Raw genomic sequence first — 16036 nt, 5'->3', positions numbered from 1 at the left:
AAAGCTCAAAGTCCCTATATGACTCTGAGCTTTATTTTTGTATAAAACGCATTTCATTACATCCATTCTCTTCCATGTTCACGAATGAATTTAATATCGGTTTCATAATGTTCAAGGTGTCCTTCATCTATCATTTTTTGAAAGTTCATGTCGCCTTCTTTAGCTTTTCTTTTCATGTATTTACATAACCCTTCTAATCGGAGCAATACCAGCTCCAAATAATCTTCTTCCATATCATCACCGTATGATTCAAAAAACAATTTAACTCTTTGCTTTATACGATCAGCATGCTGTAATGAATTATAATAAACTGCCTCACCTGTTTCTGTATAATAAACTCTACTTAAAGGGACACAAGTGTAAAGAGTATACGCTATGTCCCAAAGTCTTGGACCCGGAGCAGCAACATCAAAATCGATAATACCTACTGGTTTTTCGTTATTAAAAATAATGTTGTATATTGCAAAATCATTGTGGCATACAACCTCTATTTTATTTGGAGTATTATCCATCGGTTTCCAATCATCTAATAACGGAAAGTCACTCACAGCATCATGATAAAGACGGAGCATCTTCGCTATCTCTTTTAAAACATCATTAGACCTCATGTATTCTTTTAAAGGATAATTACCAGCTTCTCCTTCAAAAAATGATAATATCTCTCTATCTTTTTCATCAATCCCTAAAAACTTTGGTGCATAACTAAACCCTTTGTTTTCCAAATGGTTTAATAGTTTATGAATTTTGGTACTGCCCTGCTTTAATTCTCGTCGAACAGTATCTTTCGAACGATATACGTTTGAGACATTCCCTCCCGTTAACATTTCTTCATTTTCGTAGTTTGACATCTAATACTTCCCTCCATTATTAAAAAATCGACACTCTTAAAACAAATTGCCGATTTTTCTACACTCCTGCTCATTAACACAACAGGAACCCCTTTGCTTTTCTTCATATTTTAACATAACTTTCCTGTTCTTTTTAACACCCTGAATAGCAACAAAAAAATCGAGTATAAAATCTTTATGATTTCACACTCGATTTAGCCTATTATTTATGCATGTGGAAACACTCTTTCATACCACTCTGTTGCTTTTTCTACTTCATTAATCGTTAATTGATGCCCTCTATTCTCCCAGTGCATTGTTACACTAGCATTCGCATTTTCTAGTAACGCCTTTAATTCCTCTGACTCTGCTGATGGACAAATCGGATCATTTGTTCCAGCAGCAATAAACACTTTTTTCTCTACTAAATTAGGCAGTTCTATCCCTCTTCTCGGTACCATTGGGTGGTGAAGAATGGCACCTTTTAATGCATTTTCGTAATGGAATAATAAACTCGCTGCAATATTTGCTCCATTTGAGTACCCAACAGCTACAATATTATCTCTATCAAATCCATATGTTTTTGCTGCTTCATTCAAAAATTCATTCAATTCCTTCGTACGGAAAACGAGATCCTCTTCATCAAAAATACCTTCTGCTAATCTACGGAAGAAACGAGGCATTCCATTTTCTAACACATTCCCACGAACACTTAATACAGAAGCTTCTGGATCAATTCTTTCGGCAAGCGGTAATAAATCTAATTCATTTCCACCCGTACCATGTAGCAATAATAGAATTGGTTTTGACGCATCTTTTCCTTTTTGAAAAACATGTTTCATCATTATCCTTTATCCCCTTTCAATCACTTATATAATTAGTCTAATTCTCTTACTTCAATTGGTAATAGTACTTGTTCAATCTGTTTTCTATGTGGTTCATATCGCTCAGGAAGCATTAATTCTTCACCCATCGTTGCTTGAGTTTCATCATGTGCAAATCCTGGAGGATCCGTTGCAATTTCAAATAAAATTTCCCCGTGCTCTCTAAAATAAATGGCATTAAAATAATTTCGATCTTGAACAGGAGTAACACCATATCCGAAGCGTGAAACATGTTCTTTCCAGTCTAATTGATCAGCATCATTAATAGCTCTCCATGCAATATGGTGCACCGTACCAACACCCATTTGCCCGCGTCCAATAGAATTTAACTTTAAATCAATTACATTTCCAATTTCAGCTGAAGAACGGAATCGAACAAACTCTCCCTCTTCTCCAACTTTTTCAAGTCCCATTACATGTTCTAACAGTTCGGCAGTTTTTTGAGGCTGTGCAGATAAAAGGACAGCACCACCAAATCCTTTAATCGCAACTTCTGGCGTAACTCCTCCAAAACTCCAATTATTCGCTTCTCCTTCTTCTCTTTCAACAATCTCTAGATGCAAACCATGCGGGTCATCAAATTCTAAATACTGTTCTCCAAAGCGCGTCATTTTTGTATATGAAATATCGAAGTGCTCCAATCTCTTTTCCCAAAATCCTATAGTACCTTTAGGTACAACGTATGAAGTTATTCCTACTTGCCCATCTCCTATGACACCTTGTTGAGCACCTGCCCAAGGGAAAAATGTAATAATTGTTCCTGGCTTTCCTCCTTCATCCCCAAAGTAAAGGTGATACGTACCTGGATCATCAAAATTCACTGTTTGTTTTACTAAACGCAAACCTAATACACCTGCATAGAAATCTACATTTTCTTGTGGATGACCTACGATTGCTGTAATATGATGAATCCCCATTGTTTTCTTTTCCATTTCGCCCACTCCTTTTTTTATTTCATTTTTAAAGAACTGCTATACGCTAAAATTCATTATTCATTTTGTCCATTTGATTAAGTTCAATCCATAATGTCATTTTATCTCGAATTTGAGATATCCCTTAAAAACTCACACATTCCACCTTATTTAAAATTATCTCGAATTCGAGATAATTAACAAAAAAAACTACAGTTCCTACAATATGCTTAGTTTACTATTATATAAAATATCGGTTTTATTATTTAGAATACCTTCGAAATTATCTTGAATTCGAGATTTATTATAATCTAATTATTTTTCATTGTCAATGAGGATCCCGTTTAATTTTTTCATCAAAAATATTTTTCTGACAACTGCTGTATATTATAAAAGGTACAAACGACAAGCGGAAATATTCGAGCAATATTTTTCTAGCTTCCCTATATTCCTATAATCAAAAAAGCCATACAAATGTATGACTTTTGACCAACATTTTTTATTTAGCTACATCCTTACACATTTACTTCTCGCTTACGTCGGGAAACAATTCCAAAAGAGAAATCACCCTCCCAGTCTCATCTTTAAACACAATATGCTCTCTCGTTAAATGGCGCGGACTCTTTACTCCCGCTGCCGCCGCTAATGAAAACAAACTATATCTCATACTAATTATATAGTTCATTACTCGCCATTTCTTCTCATACGGATCTAACGCTTTTTGATAGTGAGGATTCGTCGTCGCAACACCTGATGGACATTGTCCTGAATTACATTGAAGTGCCATAATACAGCCGCTTGCCATCATAAATCCACGGGCTGAATTTACAGCATCTGCTCCAATTGCTAAAGCGATTGCCACTTTATCTGGTGTGATTAATTTCCCAGAGGCAAACACCTTTAATTTATCCCGGACCCCATAATGATTCGCTGTATCAATAAATGTAATTAATGCTGGAATAAGCGGCAGCCCCATACTATCTGCCATCGATTTATACGTTGCACCTGATCCACCTTCTGAACCATCGATTGTAATAAAATCTGGATAGATGTTTAATTCTTTCATTGTTTTCAATAAGTCTTCCAACGGCTCCTGTTGACCAATTACAATTTTCATACCGACTGGTTTACCGCCGTTTTCTTGCAAATTTCGAATAAAATATAAAGCCTCTGCCGCATTATTAATAAATGAAAATCGATTTGGCGAATTAATCGTCTCTCCTTCTCGTACTTTCCGAACGGAAGCAATTTTCTCATTTACCTTCTGTCCTTCTAAATGACCACCACGTATTTTTGCTCCTTGCCCAAATTTCAATTCAAATGCTTTAATATTACTTTCTCTCGCTTTTTCAATAAATTCCTTCATTGAAAAATTACCATCCTCATCACGATATCCGAATAACCCCGGACCAATTTGTGCGATAATATTTGCACCTGTATGTAAATGTTCTGGAATCACGCCCCCTTCCCCAGTATTAATCCATGAACCACCTGCCATTTTCGCTCCAAACCCAGTTGATAAAATATAATTTTCTCCAATTGCACCGTAAGAAGTCGCTGATGCACCGAACATGCCATGTAGTTTCCATGGATATTTACGATTTTCACCGACTATAATTGCATCATCTTCTTCGTATAACCAAAGGTTTGTTGTATCCGCTGTCAATTTCTCTCTTCTTGAAAATAATCCCTCTTTTTGAATCACATACTTTTTTCCCTCACGCTCTTGCGTTAGATTCACACTTAATTCATCTGTTAATGTTGGAAATAATGTATTAGCAATATAATAGCCAGAAGTATCAAAATCTCGTTTTGATCCAAAACCAAGTATTTCAGAACGATATTTTGCTAAAAACATAACACTTTGAAAATCGTAACGTGAAAAAGGTCTTCCATCAGTATCATGGTCAAACCAATATTGCCGGAATTCCGGTCCTATCTTTTCAAGTAAATAGCGCATCCTTCCTAAATATGGATGCAATTTTAATATAGAATGATGCGTCCGTTTTTTAATAAAAAATGTAATGATAAAAAAAATAATCAGAAGTAGCATCAAAAAGAGCAATATACTAATAATAACGAGTAGCGCTTCATTCATTCTGCTTCCCCCTATATATGAAGTTCCATAATAAAAAGAGAACACTCGATGTGTTCTCTTTTTATCCTTATTCACACTAACGTAGCAAGATGCTCTTTCGCATCATATTCGACTAAACTTTCAGCATTTTTAATTCGATGAACAAAATCTGGGTTCGCAATTAACGGTCTTCCAAATGCCGCTACATCAATTGTTCCCTCTTGCAATGCTTCTTCTGCCTCTTTCGGATTCAAATTCCCTACTCCTACGATAGTACCATCCCAATATTTTCTTACTAATTGATGAAAATTCTTTCCGTCAGCAATAACTGCTGTATAATTCATCGTTGACGGATGGATCATTGTTAATCCAACTTCTTTGAACATATTTACAAAATCCTCAATCGCAAGTTCTGGATTTTCCCACATATAAGTAGGGTTATCACCTTTAAAGGCAGAGAAGCGAAGAAGTGTTTTATCAGCTCCAACTGCTTCTATAACAGCCTCTGTTACTTCTTTCATAAATGATAGCCTTTGCTTTAAGCCTCCGCCATATTTATCTGTTCGCTTATTCGCGAATTCATAAGTGAATTGATCAATTAAATATCCGTGTGCACCGTGAATTTCAACACCATCGAATCCAGCTTCAATCGCATTTTTCGCAGCTTGTGCGTATTGACCGATAACTTCTTTTATTTCTTCTATTGTCATTGCTTCTGGTGTATCAAACGGTTTTCGGAAACGAGGAACATTTCCCTCTGCAGCAATTGCTGACGGTGCTTGCGGCAATTGGCCACCAATTATTTCATGATGACTCATGCGTCCGACATGCCATATTTGCGCAATAATCGTTCCGCCTTCTTTATGTACTGCCTCTGTAACAGGCTTCCAAGAATTCACTTGCTCTTTCGTATAAATACCTGGTACTCCTGGATTCCCTTTTGCTCTTGGGCTAATGACGATTCCCTCTGTAATAATTAATCCAACCCCATCAGCAGCACGTTTTCGGTAATACTCTACTACGTCAGCACCAACTACTCCCGTCTCATTATTTGCAAAACATCTCGTCATCGGTGCCATCGCTATGCGATTACGAAGAGACCAAGATCCAATTTGAACCGGATCAAATAACTTCGTTTCTTCAACGTTTTCAAAAGCTCCCCAATTATTTATATTTGTTCCTGCATAAATATTTGCTGCTTTATTGTTTGAACTTGCCATTTTTCTTCCCCCTTATAAAAAACTTACTATAATCGCATCATACTTACTTTTAAATAGTAACGTCAATTTATACGCTCTTATCTAGAAATATTCGCATATAGAAAAAAACCCCTCTAACAATAGAGAGGTTCCTCCTTATATACGAATCTCTTTCTCAATCGTTTCTCGCGCTAAAAGAAAACTCATAATAACTTGTGCTGCTACTCGGCTCGTCATATCTCTAAAATCAAGAGTTGGATCAATCTCTACAATATCCATCCCTTGAACGAGCTGCTCTTTTCCAAGGAATTCAATCGCATCAAGTAAAGTCGTACTATCCATTCCTCCAGGGCCGATTGCTGGACAACCTGGCGCAAACGCTTGGTCTAATACGTCCATATCAAGAGAAATATAAATAGAGGTCACGCCTTGTTTTCTTAATACTTCAATACTTTCTGTAATAATATCTTTTATTTCTCGCTCTCTTACATCTTTCATTGTATACACAGTCACGCCATGCTCTTTTGCATATTCATGGTACGCCCGTGCATTTGAAAAATTACGAATCCCAATTTGAACGAGTTGTTTTCCTGTAATGACATCATTTTCTAGTAAACTACGGAACGGTGTACCATTTGATGGGCCACCATCATCTAAATTACGTAAATCATGATGGGCATCAAATTGAATAATACCGATCTTTCCTTTACTATTTGCAAAACCACTTATACTCGGAAAACTAATAGAATGGTCACCACCAAGAACGATTGGTATCATTTTCGGATTCACTTTCGTTAAGTGACCAACTGTTTTCGCGATTCGATTATGACTTTCTTTTATATCTGTAACATGCATCGTAATATCACCGCAATCATACAGGACACTTTCTTTCATGTCGTGTTCTTCTGTAATTGCATATGTGCTATATGCATCTAACATTGAACGAATCGTTTTCGGTGCAAAACATGCCCCTGAATGACTAATGGATGGTTTAGAAAGAGGTGCTCCAATTAAGGCAGCACCGAATATTTCTACGCCTTCCTCCCAATCTTTAATCATTTCGCTCCATTTCGTCACTTCACGATCGATAAACTTTGCATTCTTCTTTAAATAGTGGCCGTGCTCCACGATTGTTCACCTCTTGTATATGCGATATTACCATTCTTCCATACTGTATTTACATGACTAACGCCGTAATGGTACGGTACGTAAGCATAATTATAAGCATCCCATAAAACTAAATCTGCCTTACGACCAACTCTAATTTTCCCAGCTACATCACCACGATTAATTGCGTGAGCAGAGTTAACTGTTACCGCATTCCAAACTTCTTCTGGTGTCATTTTCAGTTTCAGCATCGCAATGCTCATAATAAGCTGAATGTTTTCAGTTGGACAGCTACCTGGATTAAAGTCTGTAGCTAAAGCAACCGCAACACCTTCATCAATCATTTTGCGTCCACGTGCGAAACTTTCTTTATTTAAATAAAAAGTTGTTCCTGGTAATAATGTTGCTACTGTATTAGAATTTGCAAGCATTTCAATTCCTTTATCAGAAGCGCCAACTAAATGGTCCGCTGATGCTGCACCAATTTCAGCCGCTGCTTCAGCACCACCTAGAGGGTCGATTTCATCTGCATGAATTTTCACATCAAAGCCAAGTTCTTTCGCTTTTAATAAAAATTCTTTTGATTCTTCTACAGAGAACACGCCTGTTTCACAGAAAATATCAACGAACTCAGCTAATTGCTTCTCTTTCATTTCTGGTAATAAATCTAGCATCCATTGTAAAAATTCTTTTGATTTTCCTTTGTACTCTTTCGGAACTGCATGAGCACCTAAAAATGTTGAAACTAAATCGATTGGATGCTCTTTTTGTAATTGTGCAGTTGCCTCTAATTGTTTCCATTCCGTCTCATCATCTAATCCGTAACCACTTTTCGCTTCTACAGTTGTCACACCGAAAGATAGCATACGGTCTAAATGAAATTTAGCTTTTTGAACAAGTTCTTCTTTCGATGCCTGTTTCGTTGCATTTACAGTCGCAAGAATACCTCCGCCTTGTTCTAAAATTTCTAAGTACGGAACTCCTTGTAATTTCAGCGCAATTTCATTTTCACGAGATCCACCAAATACAAGATGCGTATGCGGATCAACAAGACCAGGAGAAACCATTTTCCCGCCGCAATCAATAACCTCTTTCGCTTGTAATCCTTTTGCTTCTTCCGCTGTTCCAACGAAAGTAATTACGCCGTTTTCAATTCCAACAGCACCGTTTTCAATAACAGGAAGCGTGTTCATCGCTTCCCGTCTTAACAAGCCATCTTCTTGATCCATTGTTAGTAATTGACCGATATTTATTAGTAAAGTGTCCAGCATGTTTCTTCCCCCTTATTTCATCATTGGAATGTTAACGCCTTTTTCTTTCGCTGTTTCAACAGCTAAGTCATATCCTGCATCAACGTGACGAACAACACCCATACCAGGGTCAGAAGTTAATACGCGTTCAATACGTTTTGCTGCTGCTTCAGTTCCATCTGCAACAATAACCATTCCAGCATGAAGTGAATAACCCATACCAACGCCACCACCGTGGTGAACAGATACCCAGCTCGCACCGTTTACACTGTTAATTAATGCATTTAAAATTGGCCAGTCTGCTACTGCATCACTACCGTCTTTCATCGCTTCTGTTTCACGGTTTGGAGATGCTACAGATCCGCAATCTAAATGGTCACGACCGATAACGATCGGTGCCGATAATTCACCATTTGCCACCATTTCATTAATGATGCGACCAAATTTTGCACGCTCTCCGTAACCAAGCCAACAAATACGTGATGGAAGACCTTGGAACTCAACTTGCTGACGAGCCATACGAATCCAATTACATAAATGCTCATTATCCGCGAACTCGCGTAAAATAACTTCGTCTGTTTTATAAATATCTTCTGGGTCACCAGAAAGAGCTACCCAGCGGAATGGTCCTTTTCCTTCACAGAATAACGGACGGATAAATGCTGGAACGAATCCTGGGAAATCGAAAGCATTTTTTAATCCTTCATCGAAAGCAACTTGGCGAATGTTATTTCCATAATCAAATGTAATCGCGCCCCTCTCTTGCATTGCAAGCATTGCTTCCACATGTTTTTTCATACTTTCTTTTGATAATTGTACGTAACGTTCTGGATCTTCTTCACGAAGTTTCGCTGCTTCTTCTAATGTGTAACCTACTGGAATATAACCGTTTAATGGATCATGAGCAGATGTTTGATCCGTAACTAAATCTGGCGTAATATTGCGCTTCACTAGTTCTGGTAAAATCTCTGCTGCATTTCCTAACAATCCAATTGAAATTGGTTCTTTCTTCTCTTTATACTCGTTCGCAACAGTTAACGCTTCTTCTAAAGATTCTGTATACATATCACAATATCTCTTTTCGATACGACGATCGATGCTGCGCTTATCAACATCAATAGCAATTACAACACCGCCGTTCATCGTTACAGCAAGAGGTTGTGCACCACCCATACCACCTAAGCCAGCAGTAAGTGTTAATGTACCTTTTAATGAACCATCGAAATGTTGACGTGCCGCTTCACCAAATGTTTCATATGTTCCTTGTAAAATCCCTTGTGTTCCAATGTAAATCCAGCTACCCGCTGTCATTTGTCCGTACATCATAAGGCCTTTTTTCTCTAGTTCACGGAAGTGATCCCAGTTCGCCCACTTCGGTACTAAGTTTGAATTCGCTAAAAGAACGCGAGGTGCATCTTCATGTGATTTAAAAATTGCAACTGGTTTTCCTGATTGAACAAGTAACGTTTCATCACTTTCTAACGTTTTTAATGAATCTACAATTGCATTGTAGCTTTCCCAGTTACGAGCTGCACGGCCAATTCCGCCATATACAACTAATTCTTCTGGTTTTTCAGCTACTTCAGGGTCTAAATTGTTCATTAACATTCGAAGTGCAGCTTCTTGAACCCATCCTTTCGTTTGTAACTCAGTACCTCTTTGCGCACGAATTGTTTGTTTTACTTTTTCCATTTCAATCTCTCCCTTTTCTCGTTTTATATTGCTGCGTTTACATCTAATCTTTCTTTTATTGAATAGTTCGCTTTTAACCAATGCGCGATATTTTCAATATCCGTTGAGAATATGCGGTCATTTGTAATAGAAGGCACTTGCTGACGGCCTTGATGATAGAACGCTTTCGTCACTGTACTCATGTTTTCAATACCACGATACTCTGCTGCTTGCATCGCACAAATCATCTCAATTGAAAGAACACGTCTTACATTTTGAATAATTTGATGCGCATGACGAGAAGCGATTGTTCCCATACTTACGTGATCTTCTTGGTTAGCTGACGATGGAATTGAATCTACACTCGCCGGATGTGCTAACGTTTTATTTTCAGAAACGAGCGAAGCCGCTGCATATTGCATAATCATTGCACCAGATTGAAGTCCTGGTTCTGGACTTAAAAATGGTGGTAAGTCATTTAATTGCGGATTTACTAGGCGCTCAATTCGGCGCTCTGAAATATTTGCAAGTTCCGCCATTCCTACTTTTAAGAAATCCATCGCAAATGCAATCGGTTGTCCGTGGAAGTTACCACCTGAAATTACTTTTTCCCCACCATCAAAAATAAGTGGATTATCTGTCGCTGCATTCATTTCGATTTCTAATTTTTCTTTCACATAATTTAAAACTTGCCAAGAAGCACCGTGCACTTGCGGGATACAGCGAAGTGAATATGCATCTTGTACACGAAGTTCCCCTTGTTTTGTCACAAGTTTACTATCATGAAGAACGTCACGAATTCTACTTGCTACTTCCACTTGCTCTTTATACCCACGTGCTTTATGAACATTCTCATCAAATGCATCAATAATGCCGCGTAATCCCTCAATTGTCATAGAAGCAATTAATTCTGCTTGATAAGCCGTTGCTTCTGCTTCCATATAAGAAAGAACTCCTTGCGCTGTCATCGCTTGCGTACCATTGATTAACGCAAGACCTTCTTTCGCTTCTAATTCAATAGGTTCAAGCCCCTCTTCTGTAAGAGCAACCATCGCATGAACTCGTTTTCCCTTGTAGAACACTTCACCTTCACCTAATAAAACGAGAGCAAGATGAGATAAAGGTGCCAAATCACCGCTCGCTCCTAGTGACCCTTGTTGCGGAACGACTGGATGAATTTTGCGATTTACAAACTCAAGAAGCATATTTACAACAAGTGGTCTAACGCCAGATACTCCTTTTAACATCGTATTAGCTCGTAAAATTAACATACCGCGTGATACTTCTTCTGGGAATGGATCACCTATCCCGCACGCATGTGATTGAATTAAATTGTGCTGAAGTGCCTTTACATCATCTTTTTGAATAAGCACATCACTAAACTTTCCAAATCCAGTTGTAATACCGTAAACAACTTTTCCATCTTCTACAATTTTCTCAACTACTTCGCGGCACTCCGCTACCTTTTGCATACTATTTGGGCAAGCTGTTACACCTTCACCTTCAAGTAACAACCTCTTCATTTCTTCAACTGTCAATGTGTGTCCTGTTAACGTAATCATCATTTTTCCTCCTTAAAAAAAGCAAAAGGGGACCTTACCTTTTTAAGACAGACTTCTGTCCTAAAAAGCAAGGCCCCCTTCTAACTAATAGACTATGGGCAAATCATATGTGATTAATTCCTAAACCAATCGCCTCATGCTCAGATCCTTTTACAGGCGCACCAATCGTTCCATAAAGCGCAACAGCAACCCATTCGCCTTCTTTTTTCCCGTCGTATGGTGTACCGCGCACTATTGCAAAACGAAGTCCCACTGTACGAAGAACGTCTGCTAACTGAATTTGACCTCTCGTCACTCCGTACAAAGCTTCCATTATTGCATGATAAAGTGCATGTGTTTCTCTGTAAACGTCTGTTTCAATAACTTGGTTGCTCTTAGCCGCTGTTTCCATTGCTGCTACAACTTTTTGCGAATTCATCGAACCCACTTTCCCCGTACAATATTTCCAACCTTTTGGAATAGATAATACAGGGCTTTCATTCTCATCCGCAAGTGCCAACAGCATGGCCATCCGACCAATTCGATGTGTTCCTTGAAGAAGCATGTGACTCTCTCATTTCTTTTGAATTGTTTGAATATTACTTAATTTAAGAATATATGAAAACGTTTAAATCGTCAATAGTTTAAATGATGATTCAAATAATTTTTTAATTTTCTCCAATTTGTGTACACAAATTATTTACACAAATTTTTCAAGCGTGCTATAGTCGCACTAACAGATGCAAAGGAGCGAGATTTCAGTGGCGAAGCGAAAAGATATTCATTTTCGAATTGAAGAAAAATTACTTGAAAGATTTGAAGCGGCACTCCATTACGAAGGTTTAAATAAAACAGACGTATTAACACATGCGATCCAGCAATTTTGCACGAAGGTGGAATATGAAAAAATGAATGATGTAAAACGCCAATACAACGTAAGCAACCATTTACAAACACGTATCGATACGCATAAACATTTTGAAAAGAAACGAGTGAATATAGATGAAGTCGTCATTGAACATTTCCAACTCCAAGGGAAAGAAAAAATATTAGAGGTCGGGTGCGCTAACGGAAAATTTCTTTCCCTTTTGCAAACGAATGGTCATACAGGACATCTAACCGGTTTTGATCAATCGGAAACTATGCTTTCTGAAGCTGCAATAAAGAATAGCATAATTGAATGGAAACTGGGTGATGCTAGCAAACTTCCTTTCGAAGATAATTGTTATGACTGGATAGTCGCAAGGCATATATTATATCACATGAAAGATGTCGAAAAAACAATTCAAGGATTCCATAAAGTAATTCGTCCCGGCGGCGGCCTTTTAGCTACAACAAATTCTAAAGTTTCATTACCTCGTATAGATGAAATGTGTAACAAAATGTTAGTTGCATTTGATTTACCAAAAACATCACCATCCGCAGCTCCATTTTGTTTAGAAAATGGTAAAGAGCTATTACAATCTGTTTTTCCAACTGTTGAAGAAACAATTATTCATAATGCACTTATTTTTCATCATGCCACTCCAATCGTAAACTATATTTCTAGCATGTTTCCGTCTCTGAATATACCTGATAATATATACCTTCACGCCGAAATGAAGGACTGGTTGAAAAAAGAAATAGAAAATGAATTAACTCTTCATGACGGTATATGGAGCGATCCGAAAACATTAGCGATTTATAGATGTAAAAAGGAAAAAAGCTAGCATTTGCTAGCTTTTACACATTTTCCGCTAAAAGTTTCTCCATCATTATATTGCCATTTCCACAATAAAAATTTGTATTATGTTCATTCGCTACCCCAAAATAAGAGGCAATCGCTATTCCAAATGGTACAAATGCATGTCCTTGTGCTGTAATAATATTTGAGTGCTGTACAACTTCTGTATACACAAAATTTTCTACTGGAAAACAATCTAATTTTTGATAATCTATCGTTACTGTATAAGAGATTTCTTTAAATAATCCTGCTTTTGCTAACGCATACGGTCCAGCGCAAATTGCTGCCACTAATTTTTCTTGTTCATGAAATTGACGAATAACTGAAAAGAGCAGTTCTGCATCTTTCAAATGTACTTCGTCTCCTCCTGGAATAAGAATCCCCTCAAACTCTTCCACACACACTTCATTTAATTCTATATGCGGCTGTACTTGTAAGCCTGTTTCACTTATAATCAATTCTTTTGTTAAGCCCGTTGTAATGATCTCATATTTATTTTTTAGTAATGCTGTAGCTACCGTAATTTCAAACTCCGCGAATGTTGGGTATACGAATAAAAGTATTTTTTTCATATTCCTTTCTCCCTTAACCATTCCATAAAATATGCTTCTAATTCGTTCACTGATAATGTATTCGTGTCCACATAAGTTACAGGAAATTTTTTATACCATTCTTTTTCGGTTTCTACTAATTTAAATTGTTCCTCAAATGTACTTCGATTTCTTGTTATATCATTCTTTTTTCTATCATATACATTCTCTTTTGAAACATCTAAATAAAAAATTGCATCCGAACGACATTCTCTTAATTTATATAATTCATCTTTTAATTCGGTTTCTATATCCCATTCTTCTCCTATAATCGTCGAATAAAATAGTGTATAAAATTCAATGTCTTCCGGCCCACGATCAAAAATCATGACCGAACCTTTCACATTTTGAAATTCCTTTATTTTTGCTTCAATAAACATTTTTTGATTTGTAATAAACCCTTCTTTTGAGTTCATATCTAAATTCAATTCTTTTCGTTTTTCTACAATTGGATATGGATTTTCATATATAACCGAAAGCCCATATTGCTCTAACCTTTTAGCCAATGTTGTTTTTCCACTTGCCATCGGTCCTTGAAGTGAAATTACATAAGTCATACCTCTCATTCCTTTTCCCTCATAGTAAACTAATTTTATAATATATAGAATTTTGAAAACTATCAACAAAATACTTATCATCTTGTTTCCTATTCCCATCTGACTTATAATGAAAAATAGAAATGATTATGAACGCATTTATATGTAAGCTTGGATTTCCAAGCTTACATTATTTTTTGCTTCCACTTTTCTTATAAAAAGAGTATACTAGCATAGAACGTATGTTCTTAATGATTACATACAGTAAGGAGATAGAACAATGGTATACGACACAAAAGCAATTTCTTGGAATGAATCTTTAAAGCAACTTCAACGCCAATATACAAACAAACAAGTTGACCGAAAAGAATTTGAAGATGTTGAACTGATGGAATTCTTCCGCGATAACGACTACATTTCTTTACCTACACATATAAGCGGCTTATCAACAACACGTTTTACTTCTTACTCTATTTTCACAACTGAAGATAAAGATCGTAAAGTTGGCACACTTATTATTGAATACATTGAAGACGATAATAATAATTTATGTGTTGAACAACTATACTTCGTTTAAACTATAACGCTTGGTCAAACTGACCAAGCGTTCTTGCTTTCTATGAATCTCACTGCTTATAATATAAATAATAGAAAACTACTGCTTTCATTAAAGGAGGGCATGCAATTGCTTGAAGGTTGGTTTAGTTGGTTTATAGTCGTTTGGACTGTTGTATTATTAGGACTTATGTCTATTGGTGGATATTTTATGTTCAGAAAATTCCTAAAACGTTTACCGAAAGAAGACGGTATGTCCATTTTAGATTGGGAAGAGCACTATATTAATAAAACTAGACATTTATGGGATGACGAACAAAAACAATTATTAGAAGAACTAGTGAGTCCCGTTCCTGAACTATTTCGTGATGTTGCTAAATCAAAAATTGCTGGTAAAATTGGCGAACTTGCATTACAAGAAAATGCACCTAGAATTACACAAGATTTAATTATTAAAGGATATATCGTTGCTACACCAAAGCGTGACCATAAATTTTTAGTTAAAAAACTGCAGGAAAAAGAGATTGATTATTCTAACTATAAATCTTTACTCGCAAAGTAACTTCACATTATTTTCGATAAAAAAGACAGCGCCTTTGACGCTGTCTTTTTTATTTTATACATATACAGTTTTCAAGTTAGCTTCATATCTTTCTCGTTATAAAAACCATCTTCTTTTTCCATTTCCTTCTGTAATTTCGTAAAGGAACGGTACATTGCAATTCTCCATGAAACAATCATTGCGAACGCTAGTAAGAAGAACATGCCGCTAAGTTGTCCTAAATCAAGAGATTGACTTAAATACGTTTTAAACACGATACGCACTACAAGTAATCCAATTAAAATAAATACAAATGCTTTTGAACGTTTCAAATAAATCTCTTGCCCGCGTATTTCAAACTTAGATGTTTTAATAAGAAAAATAGAGAAAAACAAACCGACACCAATTGCTTCTAACATTTCTGCCGGAGTTAATCGAAATTCAGGAAAAACATACATCAATGCTCCCGTGCTCATAAAAAACGGTGGGAGTATAATTTTTTTCAAAGTTGCAGGTTTCTTAGCTGCTTTTAAACGAATAAACATCGCACCAACGGCCATACAAACAGCAACGATACTTGATAACACGACTATGTTCATATTTTCTCATCCTTTTTTTGTGGCT

Annotated in this window: 16 protein-coding genes; 3 read left to right on the top strand and 13 right to left on the bottom strand. The window is 36.7% G+C overall.

Annotated features, from left to right (window positions below; all coding sequences use genetic code 11):
- Positions 1-56 precede the first annotated feature (56 nt).
- From U860_RS0107665 to hutP, 10 genes are all read right to left on the bottom strand, one after another.
- Complete coding sequence (locus U860_RS0107665) at positions 57-848, bottom strand: phosphotransferase (RefSeq protein WP_025148050.1); 792 nt, start codon at positions 846-848, stop codon at positions 57-59.
- A gap of 206 nt (positions 849-1054) precedes the next feature.
- Entirely contained in the window at positions 1055-1672 is a 618-nt protein-coding gene (locus tag U860_RS0107660) for an alpha/beta hydrolase (RefSeq protein ID WP_025148049.1), read from the bottom strand.
- Positions 1673-1704: 32 nt separating this feature from the next.
- Positions 1705-2643 carry a ring-cleaving dioxygenase gene (locus tag U860_RS0107655; protein WP_029952901.1) on the bottom strand — a complete coding sequence of 313 codons (939 nt, stop codon included), beginning with the start codon at positions 2641-2643 and terminating at the stop codon, positions 1705-1707.
- Between the two features lie 502 nt (positions 2644-3145).
- Complete coding sequence (locus tag U860_RS0107650) at positions 3146-4720, bottom strand: FMN-binding glutamate synthase family protein (protein WP_025148047.1); 1575 nt, start codon at positions 4718-4720, stop codon at positions 3146-3148.
- A gap of 71 nt (positions 4721-4791) precedes the next feature.
- Positions 4792-5919, bottom strand: coding sequence for an alkene reductase (locus U860_RS0107645; RefSeq protein ID WP_025148046.1), 1128 nt, complete (start codon positions 5917-5919; stop codon positions 4792-4794).
- Positions 5920-6054: 135 nt separating this feature from the next.
- Positions 6055-7026, bottom strand: coding sequence for a formimidoylglutamase (hutG, locus tag U860_RS0107640; RefSeq protein ID WP_025148045.1), 972 nt, complete (start codon positions 7024-7026; stop codon positions 6055-6057).
- A complete protein-coding gene (gene hutI, locus U860_RS0107635) occupies positions 7005-8276 on the bottom strand; it encodes an imidazolonepropionase (RefSeq protein WP_002172924.1) in 1272 nt (423 codons plus the stop codon). The genes hutG and hutI overlap by 22 nt, the downstream gene beginning before the upstream one ends.
- A gap of 12 nt (positions 8277-8288) precedes the next feature.
- Complete coding sequence (hutU, locus tag U860_RS0107630; RefSeq protein ID WP_025148044.1) at positions 8289-9947, bottom strand: urocanate hydratase; 1659 nt, start codon at positions 9945-9947, stop codon at positions 8289-8291.
- Between the two features lie 23 nt (positions 9948-9970).
- On the bottom strand, positions 9971-11488 hold the full coding sequence (gene hutH / locus U860_RS0107625) for a histidine ammonia-lyase (protein ID WP_025148043.1): 1518 nt from the start codon (positions 11486-11488) through the stop codon (positions 9971-9973).
- Positions 11489-11591: 103 nt separating this feature from the next.
- Positions 11592-12032 carry a hut operon transcriptional regulator HutP gene (hutP, locus tag U860_RS0107620; protein ID WP_000926516.1) on the bottom strand — a complete coding sequence of 147 codons (441 nt, stop codon included), beginning with the start codon at positions 12030-12032 and terminating at the stop codon, positions 11592-11594.
- Positions 12033-12228: 196 nt separating this feature from the next.
- Between hutP and U860_RS0107615 the strand changes: the two genes are divergently transcribed.
- Complete coding sequence (locus U860_RS0107615) at positions 12229-13176, top strand: class I SAM-dependent methyltransferase (RefSeq protein ID WP_025148042.1); 948 nt, start codon at positions 12229-12231, stop codon at positions 13174-13176.
- A gap of 13 nt (positions 13177-13189) precedes the next feature.
- On the opposite strand, the gene U860_RS0107610 is transcribed toward U860_RS0107615, so the two are convergent.
- Both U860_RS0107610 and U860_RS0107605 read right to left on the bottom strand, forming a co-directional pair.
- On the bottom strand, positions 13190-13762 hold the full coding sequence (locus U860_RS0107610; RefSeq protein ID WP_025148041.1) for a DJ-1/PfpI family protein: 573 nt from the start codon (positions 13760-13762) through the stop codon (positions 13190-13192).
- Positions 13759-14346 carry an AAA family ATPase gene (locus U860_RS0107605; protein WP_115610296.1) on the bottom strand — a complete coding sequence of 196 codons (588 nt, stop codon included), beginning with the start codon at positions 14344-14346 and terminating at the stop codon, positions 13759-13761. Before U860_RS0107605 ends, U860_RS0107610 begins: the two co-directional genes overlap by 4 nt.
- 250 nt (positions 14347-14596) lie before the next feature.
- On the opposite strand from U860_RS0107605, the gene U860_RS0107600 reads away from it, so the two are divergent.
- Complete coding sequence (locus tag U860_RS0107600) at positions 14597-14893, top strand: hypothetical protein (RefSeq protein ID WP_025148039.1); 297 nt, start codon at positions 14597-14599, stop codon at positions 14891-14893.
- A gap of 108 nt (positions 14894-15001) precedes the next feature.
- A complete protein-coding gene (locus U860_RS0107595) occupies positions 15002-15433 on the top strand; it encodes a DUF2621 domain-containing protein (RefSeq protein ID WP_025148038.1) in 432 nt (143 codons plus the stop codon).
- 71 nt (positions 15434-15504) lie between these two features.
- Here the strand turns inward: U860_RS0107595 and U860_RS0107590 are convergent, their stop codons facing one another.
- A complete protein-coding gene (locus U860_RS0107590) occupies positions 15505-16011 on the bottom strand; it encodes a cytochrome c biogenesis protein CcdC (protein ID WP_001028639.1) in 507 nt (168 codons plus the stop codon).
- Positions 16012-16036 lie beyond the last annotated feature (25 nt).

It is taken from the genome of Bacillus sp. H1a (assembly GCF_000633475.1).
Classification (GTDB): domain Bacteria; phylum Bacillota; class Bacilli; order Bacillales; family Bacillaceae_G; genus Bacillus_A; species Bacillus_A paramycoides.
The sequence above is the reverse complement of the archived record's forward strand: the minus strand, read 5'-3'. Positions and strand labels throughout refer to the sequence as shown.